The following is a 22,492-nucleotide window of genomic DNA, read 5'->3' on the forward strand; positions in this document are numbered from 1 at the left end:
TGCCCCCGTCTAGCGCTGCCGCCGCGATGCGCCAACGCCTTGACGGGGGGGCCAAGCTTCTCCATAGGCGCGGCCTTCGCAGGCCCCCGGGCCTCGAGACATGCTGCCGTAGCTCAGTGGTAGAGCGCATCCTTGGTAAGGCTGAGGTCGTGAGTTCAATCCTCACCGGCAGCACCATCTCCCCGATCCCCACCCTTGCCGGTGCGCGTTGATCGCGAATCGCTCCGATTGATCCGCGCTAAGTCGTTGCCGAAACGATCCTTATCGCGCCTCAAATTGTGCAGTTCCCTAAATGTTCGCTATAATGACCTTCCGGCGTATTGCGCCCGGCAAGCGGATAGAGAGGTCATCATGCTCAACGAATTCGACATGGCGTATTTCGCCGAGCGTGAGCTGGCCGCTCGGGCGCTGGCCGATCGGGCCGTCGACCCGGCTGCGCGCCGGGCGCATCTCGAGATGGCGGCCGCCTATCGCCGTCGGCAGGGCGCGAACGACGAGGCCGCCGCTGAACGGGTGCTGGTCGAACGGGCGCCGCGCACCGCGGCCTGACGCACACTGGAAGATGATGGCGGGATGGCCGCGGCCGCGTTAGGGCGCGGCGATGCGCTTCTTTTCAGACAATGCCGCTTCCGCCTGCCCGGCCGTGCTCGATGCGATCGTGCGCGCCAATCCGGTCGATACCGCCTATGATGGCGATGCGCTGAGCGCGCGGCTGGATGCCGCGTTCGGCGCATTGTTCGAGACGCAGGTCACCGCTTACTGGATCGCGACGGGCACCGCCGCCAACGCGCTGGCGCTCGCCGCGCTCTGCCCCCCGCACGGCGGCGTGCTGTGCCACCGCGATGCGCATATCCAGAATGACGAATGCGGCGCCCCGGAATTCTACACCCATGGTGCCAAGCTGATGCTGGTCGAAGGACCGGGCGCGAAGCTCACCCCCGATGCAGTCGCTGCCGCCGCCGATGCGATCGCGAACGACGTCCACCGCGTGCAGCCGCATGCGCTGTCGATCACCAACGCCACCGAATATGGCTGCGTCTATCGGCCCGCGGACGTCGCCGCACTCGCCACGCTTGCCCGCGCGCGGGGCTGGGGGCTGCACATGGATGGCGCGCGCTTCGCCAACGCAGTCGCCACCCTCGGTTGCTCGCCCGCCGATCTCACCTGGCGTGCCGGGGTCGACGTGCTCAGCTTCGGCTTCGTCAAGAATGGCGGGCTTTCGGCGGAGGCGCTGATCTTTTTCAACCGCGATCTGGCGCGTGACACGCCGCGCCGGCGCAAGCGGGCCGGCCACCTTCTGTCCAAGGGCCGGTTTGCCGCGGCGCAGCTGCTGGCGATGATCGACGGTGATGTCTGGTTGGACAATGCCCGCGCCGCGAATGCCGGCGCGCAGCGCCTGGCCACCGCCGCCGGCGCGCGACTGATCCATCCGGTCGAGGCGAACGAGCTGTTCCTGCGGATGACACCGGCCGAGGCGGCGACGCTGCGTGCGCAGGGCTTCGATTTCTATGATTGGGCAGCGGGCGAGATTCGCCTCGTCGTGTCCTGGGATCAGCCGGAAGCGGAAATCGCAGGGCTGGCCGCGGCGCTGGCCCGGCTGTGAGCGAACCGCCGGTCGCGCCCGCACAGGCGGCGCGGGTGGCGCTGCCGTTCGTGATCGTCACTTTGGTCTGGGGATCGACCTGGCTGGTGATCCGCGATCAGCTCGGCCTGGTCCCGGTCAGCTGGTCGGTCGCCTATCGGTTCGTGGTGGCCAGCGCCGCGATGTTCGCGGTCTCCGCCATCACGCGCCAGCCGCTCGCCTTCAATCGCCGCGATTGGCCGCTGCTGGCGTTGATTGGGCTCGCCCAGTTCGTGCTGAACTTCAACTTCGTCTACCGGGCGGAAGCGCACATCACATCGGGCCTGGTGGCCGTGGTGTTCGCCCTGCTGATCGTGCCGAACGCGGTGCTCGGCCGAATCTTCCTCGGCCAGTCGCTGTCGCGGCCGTTCATGGCCGGATCGGCGGTGGCGCTCGTCGGGGTGGCGCTGCTGTTCGAACAGGAGCTGGCCCGCGACGGCGCCGGCGTCGACGAAACGCTTTACGGCATCGCCATCACGCTGGCCGGCGTGCTGTCGGCGTCGGTCGCCAACGTGCTGCAGGGGACCGATCGCGTGAAACGGCTGCCGATGGCACCGATGCTGGCCTGGTCGATGCTGGTTGGCGCCATCGCGAATGCCGGTTGGGCCTTGGCCAGCGCGGGGCCGCCGGTGATCGATCCCCGCCCCGGCTACATCGCAGGCGTGCTCTATCTCGGCCTGGCCGCCTCGGCGCTGGCCTTCACCCTCTATTTCGGTGTGGTCCGCGCGATCGGGCCGGCGCGCGCAGCCTATTCGGGGGTGCTGGTGCCGATCCTGGCGATGGCGCTGTCCACGCTGTTCGAAGGCTATCGCTGGTCGGCTCAGGCTGGCGTGGCGGCGGTGCTGACGATGGCGGGGCTGGTCATCGCGCTGAGAGCCCGCAGGCCGGCGCGGTAATCCGGATAGGCCGGTTTCCAGCCGAGCAGCCGTTTCGCCTTGCCGTTCGCCACGCGCCGGTTCTCGGCATAGAAGGAGCGTGCCTGGGGGGAGAGCCCGGCCGCCTCGATCGACAGGATCGGCGGCGGTGCGACACCCAGCAGCGCGCAGGCCGCCTCGACCACGTCGTTCTGCGATGCGGGCAGGTCGTCCGCCAGATTATAGGCACCAGCCGGTCCAGCCAGCGCCGCAATAACGCCGGATACGATGTCGTCGACATGGATGCGGCTGAAGATCTGGTCGGGCAGGTCGATCCGGTGGGCCTGGCCCGCAGCCACCCGATCGAGCGCGGATCGGCCCGGCCCATAGATGCCGGGCAGGCGGAACACATGCGCACCCAGCGCCAGCCAATCGGCATCGGCGGCATTGCGCGCGCTGCGGCGGCCGCGATCGGTGGGCGCGCTTTCATCGACCCAGGCCCCGCCGGCATCGCCATATACTCCAGTCGACGACAGATAGCCGACCCATCGTCCCGCCAGCCGATCGCGATAGCGGGCCAGCACCGGATCGACCTCACCGACCGGCGGGACGGTCGAGACGACATGGCTCGCATGGGCCAGCGCCTCGGCCAAAGCATCGCGGTCGTCGATGCCGAGCGACTGGCCGTCTGCGCGGCTTCGTACGGTGACAACCCGGCCGCCCTGCTCGGCCACTGCCGCAGCAATCCGCGACCCCGCATAGCCAGGCCCGAACAAGAGAAGAGACGTCATGGTCATGCGGCGAACCGATAGACTGCCGCGACGAATATGGAAAGTGTGATCACGTATATTCCGGTCATCGTCCTTTTACCGCATTTCATCGCGCTGAAGAACCCAAGATCAGAGATCGTTGTTATTACTGCATGATGCATGAATTTAGCTCGATCCGTCCCGGATATGCTGCGATTGCAGCCGTTCTGGCTTTGTCATCGACGCCACTGCTCGCGCAGTCGGCTGAACCGGTGACGATCACTCCGCCTGCGCCGGTGACAGCGGCTGCCGAGCCTGCGACTACTGTCGCGCCGGCTGCCGCATCGGTCGCCTCCACTACAACCCCGCGCACCACTGCGACGGGCGGCGGCCTCGACGGGCTCAACGTCCCGGCTGTCACGGTCGATCTCGGCACGGCCGACGCGACACCGGTAGAAGAAGTCGCTCCGGTTGCCGCCGCACCCGTAGCAGCGCGTCCCGCCGCTCGCTCGGCGACTGTTGCTGCGAGCACTGCGCCGGCTGCCGCACCTTCCATGCCGGCGCCGACACCCATCGCTGACGCGGCCCCGACCGCTGCCGTCGATGCGCCGCCAGTTGCCCAGGCTAATGCGGAGCCAGCCGTCGTGCCGGCCGCTGCCGCCGCACCGGTCGCCGACGCAGGCAATGATCTGGCTCCGCTCGCCGGTGCTGCAGGGCTCGGTGCACTGCTGATCGCTGGCGGTGCAGTCGCCTATGGCCGCCGTCGCCGCTCCAGCGAACAGTTCGTCGAAAGCGATCGCTTCGAGGACAGCGCCACGATTCAGGTGGTCGACAAGCCGGCCGCGCCCGTCGCCGCCGCGCCAGCCTATGTTGCCCCGCGTGCGCCGGTGGCTGCATCGGCTGCGCCGGCAGGGTTTGATACCGCGCGCTTCAGCCCGCGGGTACAGGCAGCTTATGCCGGCCCGACCGCGGACAATCCGTCGCAGTCGTTGAAGGCGCGTCTCAAGCGTGCGCGTTTCTTCGATCAGCGCGAACGGATCGGCGCGCCGGTGGCGACCGACGCTGCCCGCACCGCGTCGCCGGAGGCGAAATCGCGCTACGGTGAGTTCGCAATGGGCCGCGGGGCCGGACCGAAGCCGGGCTTCCGCCCCGCCTATCAGAACTGATCGACCAGCCATGATCGATGGGCCCGTCGGAGCAATCCGGCGGGCCCTTTCTTATGCAGTATCCGTCAGCCGGCCGCCGGTTGCGAGGCTCCGGCGACGGGATCGACCGCCGTTGGTGCGGGCGTCAGCGGCGCCAGGTCGTCGGCACCATCGATATCCCACCGATCCATGTTGATTGCCGCGCAGGCATAGGTCGCACGGTCGCGCAGCAGGGCGGGCTCCAGCCGTTTGGCCAGATCGGGCTGGCGATCCGCCAGCACCTGGCGCACATCGTCGATATGACGGGTGTGGATCAGGTCGGTCGCCCGCGCCCCGGTCGACATCTTGACGTTCAGAAACGGGATGAAGTCACCAAGATAGACGATTTGGCCCGGCGCCACGGAGAAGGTCGGCGCGCCGAAACAATAGCTGGTGGCGACGGGGATCGGTCCCGCCGATCGCCCGGTCAGCACATAATCGCCTGCCGTCACTCGCCGGACATGCACCTCGTACGCCGCATTCCGATCCCTGCTCATCGCGCTTTCGAGATAGGTCGCGGTGTCGCCGCGCTTCTTCCAGTCCCTCGGTCGATAGAAGAGGTCGCGCTGCGTCATGTCGTAGCGCGCGAAATCGATCTGGCCGGATCGCCCGGCGCTTGCCGCATCGGGCCTTCGGAAGGCCAGCACGACCGCGCCCTCGCCCGGCGCCAGCACCAGCGGGGCAGCCGGGTCCACCTTCTTGCCCATGAACAATGTGCCCGGCCCCGTCATCGGCGCATCCAGCCTCAGCGCGCTGTCCGTCACTTGCGTGAAGCTCGTTCGTTCGGTGATCTCGCCTTTCACCTCGGCTGCGCCCACGATACCGTCGAAATAGGCGCTGCGCGCGTCGTCGGTCATGGCGGCGATACCGGCCGCCTGATCGGACGGCACCTCCACCAGCCGCCAGCCGCGGATCAGCAGGCAGGCGCGACGGTTGGCGCGGCGCTGCTCGCCTTCTGCGATCGCGGCACCGATCAGCCCGCCCAGGCCGCCACCGATTGCGGCCGCCATCGGCGACACCACGGCCGGGTTGTAATACATCGGCACCGTGCCGGTCGGCGTCCGCGATCCACGCGCGATCAGCCGGCACTGCTGCCAGTCGGTGTCATATTGCGCGCGGGTGGCGCCCGGCTTGTTGTAGAAACGGCTGCCCTTCAGATCGCGCGCCGCATCCTTGGCGATCTCCTCCGGCGTATCGGCGGGCGGCATGGCCGCGTCCTGCGCCTGTACGGACACGCTTCCCATGATCGCCAGCCACGCCGCGATCCCGAATTTCCAACGCATGCAGCCCCCAGTCATCGTCCCCTGGGCGTGGGCTAGCCTGCTGTATTCGCTGCGGCAAGATGCGCGGCCAGCCGCATCCAGTCCGCCTGCTTCAACCCGGCCGGGCGGGCGCAGGCCGGGCTGCTGGAAAGCAGGGTCAGCGTGTGCCACCGGCTCTGCGGGCCCAGCTGGCGCAGGCCGGCGCGCGCGGCGGTGCCGCCGTTGAAGGCGATCGCGCGCAGCGCCGGCAGCCGCGCCGCCATCGCGGGCAGGTCCCGGATCACGGGATCGCGGATCGCCGCATCGAGGCTGCCGTGCCGACTGGCGGTGGCAATCATGTCCCACAGCCCGATGCCGTGCGCCCGCAGCGCCGCCAGTCGCGCCGGATAGTCGCGGGCGGCCAGGTCGACCCCGATCACCCCGCCGACCAGCCGCCAGAAGCCATTCTGTGGATGGGCGTAATAACGGCCCGCCGCCAGCGATGCCGCCCCGGGCAGCGATCCCAGGATCAGCAGCCGGGTGCCGGCATCGACGACCGGGTCGAATGCCTGTGGCCGCCCATCCGGATCAGCCGCCTGCATCGCCAACCTGGGTCAGGCTGAGCCCGTTGCCGTCCGGATCGGCGAAGAAGGCGACCTTCGCCGATCCGTCGGGCGCGGTCCAGATGCCGGCATCGTCCTGGCCCATCCCGGGGTAGATCGTCATCCGCACCCCCTTCTCGGCCAGCGCCGCGACGGTCGCGGCGATGTCGACCACCTGCCAGCCCAACACCGGATGGGGCGATGCCCGGTGATCGGGCGCTTCGGTGATCCGCAGCGTGACGCCGGCCAGATCGAACAGCGCCGCGAACGGATCGCCGGGCAGGCGGCGCAGGCCGAGCGTATCGCCGTAGAAGCGTTCCGCGACCGCGCGGTCGCGCGTCATCAGCAATGCGATCGGCGGGCTATCGGCAAGCAGCATCACGCTCTCTCCTTCATGCAGCGGATCGATTTTGCGCCCGATGGATGCGCACGTCCATCGCTTGCCAAGCATCATGCCATTTCGGATGTATGTCATTCCGAATCGGAAGGGAAACCGGTGCTGGAAGGGGGCTTGGCGATCGCCGTTCTGGCGGCCGCCGCGCATGAACTGACCTTGTTCGCAAGCGTCGGCCTGCTGATCGGCGGGCTCGACGATCTTCTCGTCGACCTGATCTGGCTGGGCCGCGGGCTTTGGCGCCGGCTGACCGTGTATCGCCGCCATGCCCGCGTGACGGTCGAGACGCTGGCGCAGCCGGCGTGCCCGGGGCGGATCGCGGTGCTGATCGGCGCATGGGACGAATCGGCGGTGATCGGGCGGATGCTCGCCAGCGCCAGCCAGGCCTGGGCCGGGCATGATCTGCTGATCTATGTGGCGACCTATCCCAACGATCACGACACGATCGCCGCGGTCGATGCCGCGCACGCCCGCGATCCGCGCATCCGCCCGGTTCCCGGCCTGCTGCCCGGTCCGACCACCAAGGCCGAAGCGCTCAACCGCGCGTTCATGGCGCTCGCCGCGGACGAAGCGGCCACGGCAGTGCCGGTCCGCGCGATCGTGCTGCACGACGCGGAAGATATCGTCCATTCGGCCGAACCGGCGATCTTCACCGCACTGATCGACCGGTTCGAGATGATCCAGCTGCCGGTGCTGCCGCTGCCCGATCGCGGCACTCCCGGGGTGGCCATGCACTATGCCGACGAATTTGCCGAGGCGCACGGCAAGCAGCTGGTGGTGCGCGAGGCGATCGGCGCGGGATTGCCGTCAGCCGGGGTCGGCTGCGCGATCGCGCGCGATGCCCTGCAGCGGATCGCCGATGCCAATGGCGGCCTGCCGTTCGATGCCGACAGCCTGACCGAGGATTATGAGCTGGGCCTGCGCCTGCGCGCCGCTGGCGGGCGCGGCGCGTTCGTCGCCATGCGCACCCGGCCGGGTGGCCCGCTGGTGGCGGTCCGCGCGCATTTTCCGGCGACGCTGGAAGCCGCGATCGCCCAGAAATCGCGCTGGATCGCCGGCATCGCGCTGTCCGGCTGGGATCGGCTGGGCTGGGCGGGGGGGCTGGCCGAACGCTGGATGCGCGCGCGCGATCGCCGCGCACCGCTGGCCGCGATCATCCTGGGTGCGGCTTGGGCCGCCTTCGCCGCGACCGCGCTGGCGGCGGTGATCGGCCCGCTGCCGCCGGTCGATCCGGTTCTGCAGATGCTGCTGTCGGCCAATGCGCTACTGCTGCTGTGGCGGCTGGCATTGCGCGCGGCGCTGGTGGCGCGGCTGTACGGGTTGCGCCAGGGGTTGTTCTCGGTCCCGCGGATGGTGGTCGCCAATGCGATCCTGATCGCGGCTGCGTGGCGCGCGGTGGGCCGCTATCGTCGCCAGCGCCGCGATGGCCGGCTGGATTGGGGCAAGACCGCGCATCGCTTCCCAGATGTCGTGCCGGCCGAATGAGGCCGCCCGCACCGTTGCTGTTCGTGATCGCGACGCTCGCACTATGGACCGGCGGGCGCGGCGCCTGGCTGGCGATGGGGCTGCCCGATCCGGCCGGTATCGCCGGCCCGCCGGCTATCGCAGAGGCTGTCGCGCTGCCGCAGCGGATCCTGGCGGATCTCGTATCACCGGTGATCGGCGAGCGGGCGGATGCCGCGCTGCCGGCAATTCGCAGCGTCGTCGCGGCACGCGCGACGCCTGCGGCCCTGATCGATCCACCATCCATGCCCCCACCGCCGCCGCCACCCGATGTGGCGCGATCGGATGATCTGCTGCTGCTGGCCAGCTGGCGCGGCGCGGTGGCATCCGACACCGCGCCGACCGATCGCCTGGCCGCGCGTGACGGCTGGATCGGCCCTGCGCCGGCCGCCGGACCGGGCCGTTTCGCCGCATCGGCCTGGATCTTCGAACGATCGGGCGCGGCCCGGCGCGCGATCGCCCCGGGTGGCCAGCTAGGGGGATCGCAGTTCGGCGTGCGGGCCACGATGCGGCTCGACCGTCGGGGCCGGCTGGCGCTGGCGGCCCGGCTCAGCGGCCCGCGCCGCGACCTGGGTGCAGCCGAAGCCGCACTCGGTCTGGATTGGAACCTCGTGCCCGAAGCGCGGCTTTCGGTGGAACGACGGATCGCGCTGGGCCCGCGCGGGCGCGATGCCTGGTCGGCCTATGCCGCGGGCGGCTTCTACCTGGAACCCAGCCGCGGCAGCGTGGTCGATGGCTATGCGCAGGCCGGCGTCGTCGGGTTGAAGTCGCTCGATCTGTTCGCCGATGGTGCGGTGCGCGGCGGCGGCAAGGTGGCGGTCGGGCCCGATCGCACGCTTATCCTGGGCGGCGGCGCCTGGGGTGCCGCCCAACCCGATGCCAATCGCCTCGATATCGGCCCCCGCGCCGCGCTGGCGCTGCCGATCGGCCCTGCACAGGCCTCGCTCGCGCTGGAAGGCCGCTTCCGCGTCGCGGGCGATGCCCGCCCCGGATCGGGCCTGGCGCTGACGCTGGCGAGCGACTTCTGATCGGTCTGCATCGCACGCTTCAGGATGGGGGGTGAACAGCGCGCGTCGATCGCGCTACAAGGCGCGCGATGCTGGCCGCCATCCTCCTCTCCGCGCTCGCGATGACCGTGATCGTTGGGGTGCGTTACCTGATCGTCTCGGGCGCGTTCGCCTTCGCCACCACGCGCGTGCGCCCCGGCCTCTATGCCGGGCAGCGGGCGCAGATCGTGTGCGAGATCGGATGGAGCCTGGCCTCGGCCGCGATCTACGGCATCCCCGCCGGCGTGGTGGCCTGGGGCTGGCAGGCGCATGGCTGGACCCGGATCTACAGCGATGCGGCCGCGCTACCGCTCTGGTGGCTGCCGGTGTCTGTGCTGCTCTATCTGCTGGCGCACGATGCCTGGTTCTACTGGACGCATCGCTGGATGCATGCGCCCGCCCTGTTCCGCCGCGTCCATGCCATCCACCATGCCAGCCGCCCGCCGACTGCCTGGGCGGCGATGAGCTTCCACCCCTGGGAAGCGCTGAGCGGGGCTGTGGTCATTCCGACACTCGTCTTCCTGATTCCGATTCACGTCGCGGCGCTGGGCATTGTGCTGGCGATAATGACCGTTATGGGGGTCACCAACCACATGGGCTGGGAGCTGTTTCCCCGGGCCCTGGTGGATGGCCCGGGCGGGCGTTGGCTGATCACGGCCAGCCATCACCAGCGCCACCATCGCGATTACAGGTGCAACTATGGCCTCTATTTCCGCCACTGGGACCTGCTCTGCGGCACCGATCGCGGGCTCGCGCCGTTCGATGCGCCAGCTGCTCAACCGGCTCGGCGCGTCGCTGATCGTGGTGGGGCTGTTGCCGGGCATGAGCCCCGCGGCTGATCTTGCGGTCCAGGTCCAGGGGCTGCGCTCGCTGAAGGGCGAGGTGCAGGTGTGCCTGACGACCCGGCCGGATCATTTCCCCGATTGCCAGGGCGATCCCGCCGCCCATCGGTTGACGGTCGCCGCCCGCGATGCCGCGACGCTGCATTTCGATGGGCTCGCATCCGGCAATTACGCGATCGCGCTGATCCATGACGAGAATGGCAACGCCCGGCTCGACACCAGGCTCGGCATCCCGCGCGAAGGCGTCGGCTTTTCGCGCAACCCCACCTTGATGTTCGGCCCGCCACGCTTTGCCGCCGCGCGCTTCCCGGTCACGAACCAGCCGGTTGGTGAGACCGTCCGGATGAAATATTTCTTCTGACGCCCGGTGAACGGCCAGCGCGCCTGCGTTGCGGATAGTGCGCCGCAGCGTTCGCAACTTCACAGTTGCCGTAGCGTCAGCCAGCCTTAAACGCTGCGATCGCGAAACGACAGCTGTGGCGGAAAGGCCGCAAAGCCGCGGATTTCCGGCCTTTCCGGACGCTTGCCACTGGCATCGCTGGCGTGAACGGTTTACGTGAACGGCAACTAAAACTCGAAGACGTGAAAATAGGGGAGATGGGGATGTCCAAGACGTTCTGGCTGCTGTCGTCCGGGCTCGTTGCGCTGGCTGCGCCGGCCTTTGCCCAGGAAGCTGCCGATCCGTCCACGGTCTCGGGGGCAGCCGGCACGACGACCGCCGCAGCGCCCAGCGCCACTGAAGCTGCGGCCGCAGCCGATGTCGATCCCGGTGAAATCCTCGTCACCGCCACCCGCCGCGCCAGCCCGCTCAGCGACGTGCCGATCGCGGTCTCCGCGATCACGGCCGAATCACTGCAGAATACCGGCGCAACCGACATTCGCCAGCTGAACCAGGTTTCTCCGTCGCTGCTGGTTTCGTCGACGTCGTCCGAAGCGGGCGCCGGCGGCGCGCGCATCCGCGGCATCGGCACGGTCGGCGACAATGCCGGCCTCGAATCGTCGGTCGCGACCTTCATCGATGGCGTCTACCGCAACCGTTCCGGCGTCGGCCTCACCGAACTCGGCCCGGTCGAGCGGATCGAAGTGCTGCGCGGACCGCAGGGCACGCTGTTCGGCCGCAATGCCTCCGCCGGCCTGATCAACGTCGTCACCGCTCGCCCGAAGTTCCAGGACGAGGGCTATGCCGAGGCCAGCTACGGCAATTATGACTATTACCGCCTCGGCGCCGGCGTCACTGGCCCGATCGGCGAGTCGGTCGCCTATCGGATCGACGGCGTCTACGCCAAGCGCGACGGCTTCCTGCGCGATGTGATCTCGGGCCGCTCGGTCAATGATCGCGATCGCTGGCTTGTGCGCGGCAAGTTGCTGTTCGAGCCGTCGGAAGACCTGTCGGTGCTGCTGACCGGCGATTATGCCAAGCGCGAGGAGGAATGCTGCGCGGCCAGCTACCTGCCGGGGCAGGACGTAACCCGCAACGCCGATGGTTCGCTGCGCTTCTCGCCCTCGTCGATCGCCGCGCTGCAGCGCGGGCTCACCTCGGCGGTCCCGGGATCCGGCCGCGGCGTCATAAACGACGATACCTTCGCGCGCCGCGTTTCGATCACCCCGGGCCGCGACTATCGGTCGGATGTGAAGGACTGGGGCGCGTCTGCCGACGTGACCTGGAACCTGGGCGCCGCCTCGCTGACTTCGATCACGGCCTATCGCGACTATAAATATGTCCGCGGCCAGGATGCCGATTTCAACAATCTCGACATTCTCGCCCGCGCCGGCGACGGATCGGGCTTCACCCAGTTCAAGACCTTCACTCAGGAACTGCGCCTGCAGGGCTCGGCGTTCGACGACAAGCTCGACTGGCTGGTCGGCGGCTATTACGCCAATGAAAAGCTGACGCTGGTCGACAACATCCACTACGGCGCTGATTACGAGCAGTTCGCGGCCGGCCGCGTTGCCGCTGCAAATCCGGCGCTGGCCGCCTTCCCGCTGTTCGGCTTCCGCAACCTGAACGGCTTCACGCGCGCGCTGGTCGCCTCGCAGCTATCCTCCAACCCGCTGTTCCTGGGTGCCGTGCCCGCCGCCGCCCGCCCGGGCGCGATCGCCGCGATCCAGAATGCGGTCGCGGGGCCGGCAGGCACCGGCAACATCACGCTGAACGGCACTGGCGCCGATGATACGTTCCGCCAGAAGAGCCGCAACTTCGCGGCCTTCACGCACAATATCATCAAGTTCACCGACAGCCTCTCGCTGACACTCGGCGCGCGTTACACGAGCGAGCGCAAGACGCTGAATGCGGATCTGATCTCCGACAGCCCGTGCGGCGCCTATGTCGCCAACATCCAGCGGCTGCGCGCACTGGCGGCGGCGACCGGCGCCAACCCGGCCGGCAATGGCGGGCTCAACCCGTTCATCGCAGCGCTGGCCAACGGCCTCGGCGGTGCGAACGCCGCCGCGCCGCTGACCGCGTTCGTGGGCCTGCCGTGCGTGATCAACTCGGCCAACGGCAATTTCTCCAGCCGCAAGAAGGAAAGCGAATGGAGCGGCACCGCGGTGCTCAGCTTCAAGCCGACCGACGATCTGCTGACCTATGCCAGCTACTCGCGCGGCTACAAGGCGGGCGGGTTCAACCTGGATCGCGCGCCGCTGTTCAACCCGGCCACGCTGCAGTCGACCACCGATCTCGACGTGCTCAAGTTCGAGCCGGAAAAGGTCGATGCCTATGAAATCGGCGCGAAATATGATGGCCGTGGCTTCGATCTGAACGTCGCCGCCTTCTATCAGATGTTCAAGAGCTTCCAGCTCAACACCTTCAACGGCACCAACTTCTTCGTGACCGATATCCGCGGCTGCAAGGATGATCTGGGCACCACCGACGAGGATCTGATCGTCGGCAATTCCAACTGCGCCAACACCCGCTCGGGCGTCACCTCGAAGGGCGTCGAGGTCGAGGCGTTCATGTATCCGGCGCGTAATGTCACGTTCGCGGCCGGCTTCACCTATGCCGATACCACCTATCGCAAGGATCTGTCGGGCACGCCCGATTTCTACCAGCCGGCCAACGGCAATTCGCTGCAGCCGGCGCTGTTTCTGCTGCCCGGCGGCCGCCTGTCCAACTCGTCGCTCTACACGGTCACCGGTTCGGGCAGCTGGACTCCGCCGATCACCGATCAGCTCAAGGGTCTGCTCTACGCCGATTTCCGCTACACCAGCGAGATCAACACCGGCTCCGACCTGTTCACCGAAAAGGAACAGCGCGGCGTGATGGTGGTCAACGCCCGCGTCGGCCTCGGCCAGGCGGAAGGTCGCTGGAGCGTCGAGTTCTGGGGCCAGAACATCTTCAACGTCGATTACAAGCAGGTCGTGTTCAACGCGCCGATCCAGGGATCGAACACCTCGCTGGCGCAGACCCAGCAGTTCGGCACCCCCGGCACCCAGCTGTTCGGCGCCTTCCTGGCCGAACCGCGCACCTACGGCATCACCGTTCGAACGAAGTTCTGAAGGCGGCCACGTCGCCCCTGCGCAGGCAGGGGCCCACGGCTCTCGAACGGGCCGAAACCTTCCGGTCGGGGCCGACGCGTGGTCGGCCCCGCCCACTTTGCTTGAGGTGAGGGACGGCCCCCGCGCTCCAGCCTGCGCAAGCGCGGCGATCAGGCGATCAGGCTGCCTTCTTCACCGGCGCGCCGCCGCCGGCGGCTTCCAGCAGCAGCCGCTCCAGCGTCTTGATCCGCGCGGGGCTCGCCAGCTTGTCGCCCACCAGATCGGTCAGGTAGAATACGTCCACCGCACGCTCGCCATAAGTGGCGATGTGCGCCGAATGGATCGTCAGCTTCGCCTGGAACAGCGCGTGCGCCAGCGCATTCAGCAGCGCCGGCCGATCACGCGCGTTCACTTCCACCACCGTGTAGCGATTCGATGCCTTGTTATCGACGAACACCGCCGGCGCGATGTCGAACGCCTCCGCCCGCGTCCGCGCGACCGGTTTGGCGGCCAGCCGGTCGGCCAGCCGGTGGCGGTTCGCCAGTGCATCCTCGATCGCGCGCACCAGCCGCTGCAACTGCCCGGCATCGTCGAACGGGCGGCCGAACGGATCCTGCACCAGCAGATTGTCGAGCGCCATGCCGTCGCGCGTGGTGTGGATGCGCGCATCGATGATGCTGCCGCCGGCCAGGTGGATCGCGCCTGCAATCCGGTAGAACAGGCCGGGATGGTCGGCGGCATAGACCGTCACCAGCGTCGCCCCACGGTCGGCATCGGCGGTCGCGCCGATCGATAGCGGCAGCCCCTGGGCATCGGCCTCCGCCACCAGCCTGGCATTGGCGATCAGCATCTCCACCGGCTCTGCCACCCAATAGCTTTCGGGGAAGCGGCGGACGAGGCTTGCGAAGCGGTCGATCTCCCAGCCCAGCGCCGTATCCAGCGCGGCCTGCTTGGCTTGGACCCGCTCGCGCCGGCCCTTCTGCTTGTGGCCCAGCCGCAGCACTTCCTCGGCCGCCTCGAACAGATCGGCCAGCAGCTGCCGCTTCCAGCCGTTCCACACCCCGGGGCCAACCGCGCGGATATCGACGATCGTCAGCACCAGCAGCAGCCGCAGCCGCTCCATGCTCTGCACCTTCTCGGCGAAATCGAGGATCGTCTTGAAGTCGGACAGGTCGCGCTTGAAGGCGGTGGCGGACATCAGCAGGTGCCAGCGCACCAACCAGGCTACGGTTTCGGTCTCGGCCGCAGTCAGGCCGAAGCGCGGACACAGCGTCTCGGCCACTTCCGCGCCCAGCACGCTATGGTCGCCGCCGCGGCCCTTGGCGATGTCGTGCAACAGCACCGCGCAATAGAGCACCCGGCGCGAGGTGATCCGCTGCAGGATGCCGCTCGCCAGCGGATGATCCTCCTCCAGCGTGCCGCGCTCGATCCGCGAGAGCAGGCCGATCGCGCGGATCGAATGCTCGTCGACCGTGTAGTGATGATACATGTCGAACTGCATCTGCGCGACGACACGGCCGAAATCGGGCACGAACCGGCCGAACACGCCCGCCTCGTTCATCCACCGCAGCACCGTCTCGGGATCGCGCTTGCTGGTCAGCACATCCAGGAACCAGGCATTGGCGCGCGGATCGTTGCGTACCGCGGCGGTGATCAGCTTGGCGTCGCGCCCCGCGGCGCGCATCGCCTGCGGATGGATCTCGACTGCGTGGCGATCGGCCAGCGCGAAGATTTCCAGCAGCCGGGCCGGATCCTGCTGGAAATAATCGTCGCTCGGCAGCGCGATCCGCCCGCGATCCAGCGTATAGCCGCCCAGCGATCGTCGCAGTCGCACCGAAGGCAGCCCGAACCGCCGCCCCTTGCGCGCGAACGTCTCGTCCAGATGCGCCAGAAACAGTCCGGTCACGTCGCCAACCTGTTTCACGGTCAGGAAATAATGCTGCATGAACCGCTCGACCGCGGATCGGCCGGGGCGATCGGCGTAGCGCATCCGCGTCGCCACCTCGCGCTGCACGTCGAACGTCAGCCGCTCCTCGGCACGCCCGGCCACCAGATGCAGGTGGCAGCGCACCGCCCACAGGAAATTCTCCGCCTTCTGGAAGCGGCGCAATTCCTCGCGCGTCAGCAGCCCGGCATCGACCAGATCGGCGACGGCGGGCACCCGGTAGGCATATTTTCCGATCCAGAACAGCGCGTGCAGATCGCGCAGCCCGCCCTTGCCTTCCTTCAGATTGGGCTCGACCACATAGCGGCTGTCCCCCATCCGCTGGTGGCGCGCGTTGCGCTCCTCCAGCTTCTCGGCCACGAACGCGCGCGCCGTGCCCGCCACCACCTCGCGATCGAACCGGGCGGACGCTTCGGCATAGAGCGGCTGGTCGCCCCACACATAGCGGCCTTCCAGCAGCGCCGTGCGGATCGTCAGGTCCGCCTTCGCCATCCGCACCATATCGTCCAGCGAACGGCTGCTGTGGCCGATCTTCAGGCCCAGATCCCACAGCGTGTAGAGCATCGATTCGATCACCTGCTCCACCCAGCCGGTTTGTTTCCAGGGGGTGAGGAAAGTGATGTCGATGTCCGAAAAGGGCGCCATCTCGCCACGCCCGTAACCGCCCACCGCGACCAGCGTGATCCGCTCGGATGCGGTGGGATTGGACAGCGGATAGATGCGCTGTGTGGTGAAATCGAAGATCAGCCGCAGGATCTGATCGGTCAGATAGGCATAGGCCGCCGCCGTCTCGATGCCGCGCGAGGGGTGCGCCGCCAGCCGGCCCGCAATCTCGGTCCGCCCGGCATCCAGCGCGGCCTTGAGCAGCGGTGTCGCCGATTGCCGCATCGCCGCCGAGTCCGCATCGGGCAGCGCGGCAAGTGCATCGCCCACGGTGCGGCGATCGATGATCGCGCGCCGCTGCGGCAGGGTTTCGTAGCGGATCGGCATGTCTGCCACATAAGCGTGCCGCGCCGACCCGGCCAGCGGAAGATCCTCCCCGGCACGGGGAGGGTCAAGCGTCGGTAAGCAGCGCCTTCAGCCGATAGAGCGCCTCCAGCGCCTCGCGCGGGGACAGCGCATCGGCGTCGATCGCGGCCAGCGCATCGCGCAGCGGATCGCTTTTCGCTTCCGCCTCGCGCGCCGCCGCGGCGAACAGCGGCAGATCGTCCAGCCCGGCCGCCAGCCCGCCGGTCTTCGCGCGCCCCGCTTCCAGCCGCGCCAGCACCGCCTTCGCCCGCGCCACCACCGGCGGCGGCAGCCCGGCGAGCTTCGCCACCGCCAGCCCGTAGCTGCGATCCGCCGGCCCGCGCGCCAGTTCGTGCAGCAGCACCAGATCGCCCTTCCATTCGCGCGCGCGAACATGGTGGAGCGACAGGCCGTCCAGTCGTTCGGCCAGCCGGGTCAGCTCGTGATAATGGGTGGCGAACAGGCAGCGGCAGCGGTTGATGTCGTGCACCGCCTCCACCACCGCCCACGCGATCGCCAGCCCGTCATAGGTGGACGTGCCGCGCCCCACTTCGTCCAGGATCACCAGCGATCGCTCGGTCGCCTGCGCCAGGATCGCAGCAGTCTCCACCATCTCGACCATGAAGGTCGATCGGCCGCGCGCCAGATTGTCCGATGCGCCTACCCGGCTGAACAGCCGGTCGAGCAGCCCCATTGTCGCGCGCGCGGCCGGCACCGGGCTGCCCGCCTGCGCCAGTACGGCGATCAGCGCATTCTGGCGCAGGAAGGTGGATTTGCCGCCCATGTTGGGGCCCGTCACCAGCCACAGCCGCGATTCGGGCGAAAGCGCGCAGTCGTTCGCCACGAACCGCCCGCCCGATGCCGCGACAGCGGCTTCCACCACCGGATGGCGCCCGCCCTCAATCTCGAAACAGGCCCGATCCACCAGCTGCGGCCGCGCCCAGCCGCCTTCGGCCGCGCGTTCGGCCAGGCCTGCGGCCACATCGATCCTCGCCAGCGCATCCGCGGTCGCGGCGATCGCATGGGCCTGCGCCAGCGCCAGCGCGGTCAGCTCCTCCAGATGCGCTGCTTCCGCCGCCAGCGCGTGCGCGCCGGCCTGGCCAACGCGCACTGCCTGATCGTGCAGTTCGGGCGCGTTGAAGCGCACCACCCCGGCCAGCGTCTGGCGGTGGGTGAAGCCCGAATCGGCGCGCATCAGCGCATCCGCCTTCGCTGCCGGCACCTCGACATGATAGCCCAGCACGCCATTGTGCCGGATCTTCAGCGCGGCGATCCCGGTCGCCTGCCGGTAGCGCGCCTCCAGCCCCGCGATCGCACGCCGCCCCTCGCCGCCCTGGCCGCGCAGATCGTCGAGCGCGGCGTCATAGCCTTCCGCGATATAGCCGCCCTGGCCGGCATCGATCGGCGGCGTCGGCACCAGTGCGCGGCGATACTGGTCCACCAGCGCGCCATGCCCGCCCAGCCGGGGCAGCAGCTCACCCAGCAGCGCCGGCCGCGGTTCCGCCAGCGCCAGCTGCTCCTGCAGGCCGCGCGCCTGGTCCAGCCCGTCGCGCAGCGCACCCAGATCGCGGGGGGATCCGCGCCCCGCGACGATCCGGCCGAGCGCGCGGCCGATATCGGGCTGCGCCTTCAGCGCGGTCCGCACGCGATCGCGCAGCAGCCCGTCGCCGAACAGCGCCACCAGGTCGAGCCGCGCCTCGATCGCCGCCAGGTCGGTCAGCGGCGCGCCCAGGTCGGTCGCCAGCAGCCGCGCGCCTGCCCCCGTCACGGTGCGATCGACTGAATCGAGCAGGCTGCCCTTGCGCCCGCCGCCCGCCGCCTGCGTCAGCTCCAGGCTTTCGCGCGTCGCTGCGTCGATCAGCATGTGATCCGCCACCGCGCGCCGCGCCGGCGGTTGAAGGAACGGCAGCGCGCCTTGTCCGGCCCGCTCCAGATAGGCCAGCAGCCCCGCCGCCGCCGCAAGCTCCGCGCGGCCAAACCCGCCATAGCCGTCCAGCGTGGCCACGCCGAACAGCGCCTTCAGCCGCCGCTCGCCGCCCGTGCTGTCGAACTCCGCCTTCGGGCAGCGCTGCGCCGCCACCGGCAGGTCCAGCCCCTCGGGCGCGATCGTCTCGGCCGCCGCCAGCCGGGCCAGCTCGGCATCCAGCCCGCGCGCATCGGCCGCGCCGATCTCGAACCGGCCGGTCGAGATGTCGGCCGCGGCCACGCCCAGCGCGCCGCCCGCTTCCGCCACCGCCACCAGCCAGTTGGCGGTCCGCGCATCCAGCAGCGTGTCCTCGGTCAGCGTGCCGGCGGTCACGATCCGCACGATCGCGCGGTTGACCAGCGCCTTGCCGCCGCGCGCCTTGGCCGCCGCCGGGCTCTCGGTCTGCTCGGCGATGGCGACGCGGTGGCCCGCCCGGATCAGCCGCGCCAGATAGGCCTCGGCGGCATGCACCGGCACGCCGCACATCGGCACCGGCTGGCCCAGATGCTCGCCGCGATGCGTCAGCGCGATGTCCAGCGTCGCCGCCGCCGCCCTGGCATCGTCGAAAAACAACTCGAAGAAATCGCCCATCCGGTAGAACAGCAGGCAATCGTCAGCGCTCGCCTTCAGCGACAGATACTGCGCCATCATCGGGGTGGGGGCGGGGGCGGGAGCGGCCATCGCCGCATGCTTTAGCGGATCAGTCGGGTTCGGAAAGCTGCGCCGCGTGCCGGATGCCCAGGATCAGCACCCGATCGCACTCGACCTTGTAGCGGATGACATAGGGCTGCACGGCGCCCGAAGATGCCGGGCTCGGATTTCATGTCCGCAGATGTAAGCCAATCCGCCGCCATCGCCAAGCGCACCGGCGTCGCCGCGCTCCGCAAAAGCCTTCACCTCGCCCGCACAACCGCTAAGAGGGACTGAGCGGCGGGGAGATGATCATGAGCGAAGGCAGCAACGTCCAGTTCTCGGAGCGCGAGGCGCTGCTGTTCCATTCGCACGGACGGCCGGGCAAGATCGAGATCGTCGCCTCCAAGCCGATGGCCACGCAGCGCGACCTCAGCCTCGCTTATTCCCCGGGCGTAGCCGTGCCGGTGCGCGCGATCGCCGCCGATCCGGCCTGCGCCTATGATTATACCGCCAAGGGCAATCTGGTGGCGGTCATCTCCAACGGCACCGCGATCCTCGGTCTCGGCAATCTCGGCGCGCTCGCGTCCAAGCCGGTGATGGAAGGCAAGGCGGTGCTGTTCAAGCGCTTCGCCGACGTCGATTCGATCGATCTCGAACTCGCTACCGAGGATGTCGATGCCTTCATCAACGCCGTCGCGATCATGGAGCCCAGCTTCGGCGGCATCAACCTTGAGGACATCAAGGCCCCCGAATGCTTCATCATCGAGCAGGCGCTGCGCGAGCGGATGAACATCCCGGTGATGCATGACGATCAGCACGGCACCGCCATCATCACCGCCGCCGGCCTGATCAACGCCTGCCACCTCACCGGGCGCGACATTCGCGATATCGATGTGGTGGTGAATGGCGCGGGCGCCGCCGCCATCGCTTGCACCGCGCTGATCAAGTCGATGGGCGTGCCTGCCGATCGCGTGATCATGTGCGATCGATCGGGTGTGATCTACCAGGGCCGCGAAGGCGGGATGGATCAGTGGAAGTCGGCCCACGCCGCCAAGACGGATCGCCGCACGCTGGAAGAGGCGCTGGTCGGTGCGGACGTGTTCCTCGGCCTTTCCGCTGCGGGCGCGCTGAAGGCGGATATGGTGCTGAAGATGGCGGATCAGCCGATCATCTTCGCGATGGCCAATCCCGATCCGGAGATTACCCCGCCCGAGGCAAAGACCGCCCGGCCCGATGCGATCGTCGCCACCGGCCGCTCGGATTATCCGAATCAGGTCAACAATGTCCTCGGCTTCCCATTCATCTTCCGCGGCGCGCTCGACGTGCGGGCGACCGCGATCAACGAGGAGATGAAGATCGCCGCCGCGCGCGCGCTGGCCGATCTCGCCCGCCAGCAGGTGCCCGAGGAAGTGGCGATGGCCTATGGCGGCGCCGCCCCCCATTTCGGGCGCGACTACATCATCCCCGCGCCGTTCGATCCGCGGCTGATGGAAGTGGTGCCCGCCGCGGTCGCGCAGGCGGCGATGGATACCGGCGTCGCCCGCCGCCCGATCCTCGATATGGACGATTACCGCGCCCAGTTGCGCGGCCGCCTCAACAAGACGACCTCGGTGCTGACGCTGGCCTATGAAGGCGCCAAGGCGCACCCCAAGCGCGTCGTCTTCGCCGAGGCGGAGGAAGAGACGGTGCTGCGCGCCGCGATCATGTTCCGCGAGGGCGGCTATGGCACGCCGGTGCTGGTCGGGCGCGACGAGGTGCCCGCCAAGCTGAAGGCGCTCGGCATCGACGATCCGTCCACCTTCGAACTGCACAACAGCCGCAATTCGCCGCTGGTGCCCAAGATGGTCGATCTGCTCTACGCGCGGCTGCAGCGCCGCGGCTATCTGCGCCGCGAGGTGGAAGCGCTGGTCAACCAGGATCGCCACATCTTCGGCGCGCTGTTGCTGGAACTGGGCGAGGCGGATGCGATGGTGACGGGCGTTACCCGCACCTATGCGCAGACGCTGCGCCAGGTGCTGCGCGTGATCGATCCGGTCGAAGGCCAGCGCCCGTTCGGCGTGCATGTCCTGGTCGGCCAGAACCACACCGTGTTCATGGCCGACACCACGGTGAACGAGCGCCCCTCCGCCAGCGAGCTCGCCGACATCGCGGAGCGCACCGCAGAGGTCGCCCGCCGCATGGGCCAGGAGCCGCGTGTCGCGTTCCTCTCCTATTCCACCTTCGGCAACCCCACCGGCCAGTGGCTGGAGAACATGCGCGAGGCGGTCGCCCTGCTCGACGAGCGCGGCGCCAGCTTCGAATATGAAGGCGAGATGGCACCGGATGTCGCGCTGAACCCGAAGGTGATGAAGCAATATCCGTTCAGCCGCCTGTCCGGCCCGGCCAATGTGCTGATCATGCCCGGCCTGCAATCGGCCAACCTGTCGGCCAAGCTGTTGCGCGAACTGGGTGGCGATTCGGTGATCGGGCCGATGCTGGTGGGGCTCAAGCACCCCGTCCAGATCGCGACCATGTCGGCCACCGCCTCCGAACTGGTCACTCTGGCCGTTCTCGCCGCCGGCGGCATCGCGCGGTAAATTACCCCCTGAGAATGGCGTAACCGCCGTCTGCTGAACGTTCGTCATCCCGGGCTTGACCCCGGACGCCACTGCCCTGGGCGGGCCGCGAAAGAAGAAGCGGGATCCGGATCAAGTCCGGGATGACGTGGCGGCTCGACGCGACTATCTTGCCCCCATGGCCAGCATCCCCCCTACCGAGATGACGCTCCCCGAGCTGCGCGCCGCGCTGGCGCCGCTGCTGCCGTTCCACGCCGCGTTCGACGGCTGGGGCGAGGCGGCGCTCGAACAGGCGGGGCAGGAACTGGGTGTGCCTGCCGATCGCGCGCGGCTGGCGTTCGATGGCGGCGCGGTCGCGATGATCGATGCCTGGTTCGCCGATGTCGATGCGCGCATGCTCGAAGCGCTGCCGGCCGAGACGCTGGCCGGGATGAAGATCCGCGATCGCATCACTGCGCTCGTCACCGCCCGGCTGCAGGCGGTGGCCGATCATCGCGAGGCGCTGCGCCGCGCGATCGCAGTGCTGGCGCTGCCGCAGAATGTCGCCGCCGGCACCCGGCTCGGCTGGCGCGCGGCGGATGCGATGTGGCGCGCCGCCGGCGATACCGCCACCGATTTCGCGCATTACACCAAGCGGCTCACGCTGGCCGGGGTCTATGGGTCGACGCTGCTCGTCTTCCTCGATGACGAGGAGGAGGATTGGCCCGCCACCCGCGCCTTCCTGGATCGCCGAATTGCTGGCGTGATGCGGTTCGAGAAGTTCAAGGCGCGGATCAAGCCCGATCCCGATCGGCATTTCAGCCCGCTGCGTTTCCTGGGCCGGCTGCGCTATCCCGCCACCTGAAGGGCTGGATTCGGCCAGCATATATTGATAA

Annotated in this window: 17 protein-coding genes and 1 tRNA gene; 12 read left to right on the plus strand and 6 right to left on the minus strand. The window is 68.8% G+C overall.

All coding sequences use genetic code 11. The features are described from left to right. Positions 1 to 102 precede the first annotated feature (102 nt). The 4 genes from ABC347_RS12915 to ABC347_RS12930 all read left to right on the plus strand — a co-directional run bounded on the left by ABC347_RS12915 (position 103) and on the right by ABC347_RS12930 (position 2,517). Positions 103 to 177, plus strand: a tRNA-Thr gene (locus ABC347_RS12915). A 174-nt stretch (positions 178 to 351) separates the two neighbouring features. Beyond that, the gene (locus ABC347_RS12920) at positions 352 to 549 is read left to right on the plus strand and encodes a hypothetical protein (RefSeq protein WP_413246126.1); all 198 of its coding nucleotides are present in this window, start codon (positions 352 to 354) and stop codon (positions 547 to 549) included. Positions 550 to 601: 52 nt separating this feature from the next. After that, complete coding sequence (locus ABC347_RS12925; protein ID WP_413246127.1) at positions 602 to 1,603, plus strand: threonine aldolase family protein; 1,002 nt, start codon at positions 602 to 604, stop codon at positions 1,601 to 1,603. Next, a complete protein-coding gene (locus ABC347_RS12930; protein WP_413246128.1) occupies positions 1,600 to 2,517 on the plus strand; it encodes a DMT family transporter in 918 nt (305 codons plus the stop codon). Before ABC347_RS12925 ends, ABC347_RS12930 begins: the two co-directional genes overlap by 4 nt. On the opposite strand, the gene ABC347_RS12935 is transcribed toward ABC347_RS12930, so the two are convergent. Continuing rightward, positions 2,442 to 3,266, minus strand: a complete 825-nt coding sequence (locus ABC347_RS12935) for a Rossmann-fold NAD(P)-binding domain-containing protein (RefSeq protein WP_413247062.1) — start codon at positions 3,264 to 3,266, stop codon at positions 2,442 to 2,444. The genes ABC347_RS12930 and ABC347_RS12935 overlap by 76 nt on opposite strands. A 230-nt stretch (positions 3,267 to 3,496) precedes the next feature. Between ABC347_RS12935 and ABC347_RS12940 the strand changes: the two genes are divergently transcribed. Continuing rightward, positions 3,497 to 4,390 carry a hypothetical protein gene (locus tag ABC347_RS12940; protein WP_413246129.1) on the plus strand — a complete coding sequence of 298 codons (894 nt, stop codon included), beginning with the start codon at positions 3,497 to 3,499 and terminating at the stop codon, positions 4,388 to 4,390. Positions 4,391 to 4,455: 65 nt separating this feature from the next. Here ABC347_RS12940 and ABC347_RS12945 read toward each other — a convergent pair whose 3' ends face one another. The 3 genes from ABC347_RS12945 to ABC347_RS12955 are packed head-to-tail and all read right to left on the minus strand — an operon-like array spanning position 4,456 to position 6,630. Beyond that, on the minus strand, positions 4,456 to 5,691 hold the full coding sequence (locus ABC347_RS12945; RefSeq protein ID WP_413246130.1) for a hypothetical protein: 1,236 nt from the start codon (positions 5,689 to 5,691) through the stop codon (positions 4,456 to 4,458). Between the two features lie 32 nt (positions 5,692 to 5,723). Further along, complete coding sequence (locus tag ABC347_RS12950; RefSeq protein WP_413246131.1) at positions 5,724 to 6,251, minus strand: DNA-deoxyinosine glycosylase; 528 nt, start codon at positions 6,249 to 6,251, stop codon at positions 5,724 to 5,726. Then, a complete protein-coding gene (locus ABC347_RS12955; RefSeq protein ID WP_413246132.1) occupies positions 6,238 to 6,630 on the minus strand; it encodes a VOC family protein in 393 nt (130 codons plus the stop codon). Before ABC347_RS12955 ends, ABC347_RS12950 begins: the two co-directional genes overlap by 14 nt. Before the next feature lie 132 nt (positions 6,631 to 6,762). Between ABC347_RS12955 and ABC347_RS12960 the strand changes: the two genes are divergently transcribed. The 5 genes from ABC347_RS12960 (at position 6,763) to ABC347_RS12980 (ending at position 13,531) form a co-directional block, all read left to right on the plus strand. Next, the gene (locus tag ABC347_RS12960) at positions 6,763 to 8,130 is read left to right on the plus strand and encodes a glycosyl transferase family protein (RefSeq protein WP_413246133.1); all 1,368 of its coding nucleotides are present in this window, start codon (positions 6,763 to 6,765) and stop codon (positions 8,128 to 8,130) included. After that, positions 8,127 to 9,176, plus strand: coding sequence for a hypothetical protein (locus ABC347_RS12965; protein WP_413246134.1), 1,050 nt, complete (start codon positions 8,127 to 8,129; stop codon positions 9,174 to 9,176). The genes ABC347_RS12960 and ABC347_RS12965 overlap by 4 nt, the downstream gene beginning before the upstream one ends. 68 nt (positions 9,177 to 9,244) lie before the next feature. Next, entirely contained in the window at positions 9,245 to 10,033 is a 789-nt protein-coding gene (locus ABC347_RS12970) for a sterol desaturase family protein (RefSeq protein ID WP_413246135.1), read from the plus strand. After that, complete coding sequence (locus ABC347_RS12975; RefSeq protein ID WP_413246136.1) at positions 10,017 to 10,397, plus strand: DUF2141 domain-containing protein; 381 nt, start codon at positions 10,017 to 10,019, stop codon at positions 10,395 to 10,397. The genes ABC347_RS12970 and ABC347_RS12975 overlap by 17 nt, the downstream gene beginning before the upstream one ends. A 242-nt stretch (positions 10,398 to 10,639) precedes the next feature. Further along, positions 10,640 to 13,531 (plus strand): TonB-dependent receptor, encoded by a 2,892-nt coding sequence (locus tag ABC347_RS12980; RefSeq protein ID WP_413246137.1) that lies wholly within the window; start codon positions 10,640 to 10,642, stop codon positions 13,529 to 13,531. 157 nt (positions 13,532 to 13,688) lie between these two features. Here ABC347_RS12980 and ABC347_RS12985 read toward each other — a convergent pair whose 3' ends face one another. Both ABC347_RS12985 and mutS read right to left on the minus strand, forming a co-directional pair. Next, positions 13,689 to 16,445, minus strand: a complete 2,757-nt coding sequence (locus tag ABC347_RS12985) for a [protein-PII] uridylyltransferase (protein ID WP_413246138.1) — start codon at positions 16,443 to 16,445, stop codon at positions 13,689 to 13,691. Positions 16,446 to 16,509: 64 nt separating this feature from the next. Beyond that, positions 16,510 to 19,080 (minus strand): DNA mismatch repair protein MutS, encoded by a 2,571-nt coding sequence (gene mutS / locus ABC347_RS12990; protein WP_413247063.1) that lies wholly within the window; start codon positions 19,078 to 19,080, stop codon positions 16,510 to 16,512. A gap of 293 nt (positions 19,081 to 19,373) precedes the next feature. Here mutS and ABC347_RS12995 point away from each other — a divergent pair, with 293 nt between their 5' ends. Together ABC347_RS12995 and ABC347_RS13000 are read left to right on the plus strand one after the other, a co-directional pair. Continuing rightward, positions 19,374 to 21,638 (plus strand): NADP-dependent malic enzyme, encoded by a 2,265-nt coding sequence (locus ABC347_RS12995; protein ID WP_413246139.1) that lies wholly within the window; start codon positions 19,374 to 19,376, stop codon positions 21,636 to 21,638. Positions 21,639 to 21,795: 157 nt separating this feature from the next. Continuing rightward, positions 21,796 to 22,461, plus strand: a complete 666-nt coding sequence (locus ABC347_RS13000) for a COQ9 family protein (RefSeq protein ID WP_413246140.1) — start codon at positions 21,796 to 21,798, stop codon at positions 22,459 to 22,461. The last annotated feature ends 31 nt before the right edge of the window (positions 22,462 to 22,492 follow it).

Origin of the sequence: Sphingomonas canaveralia, from assembly GCF_047238125.1 — a bacterium.
In the GTDB taxonomy this organism is placed as follows: Bacteria; Pseudomonadota; Alphaproteobacteria; order Sphingomonadales; family Sphingomonadaceae; genus JBDFMH01.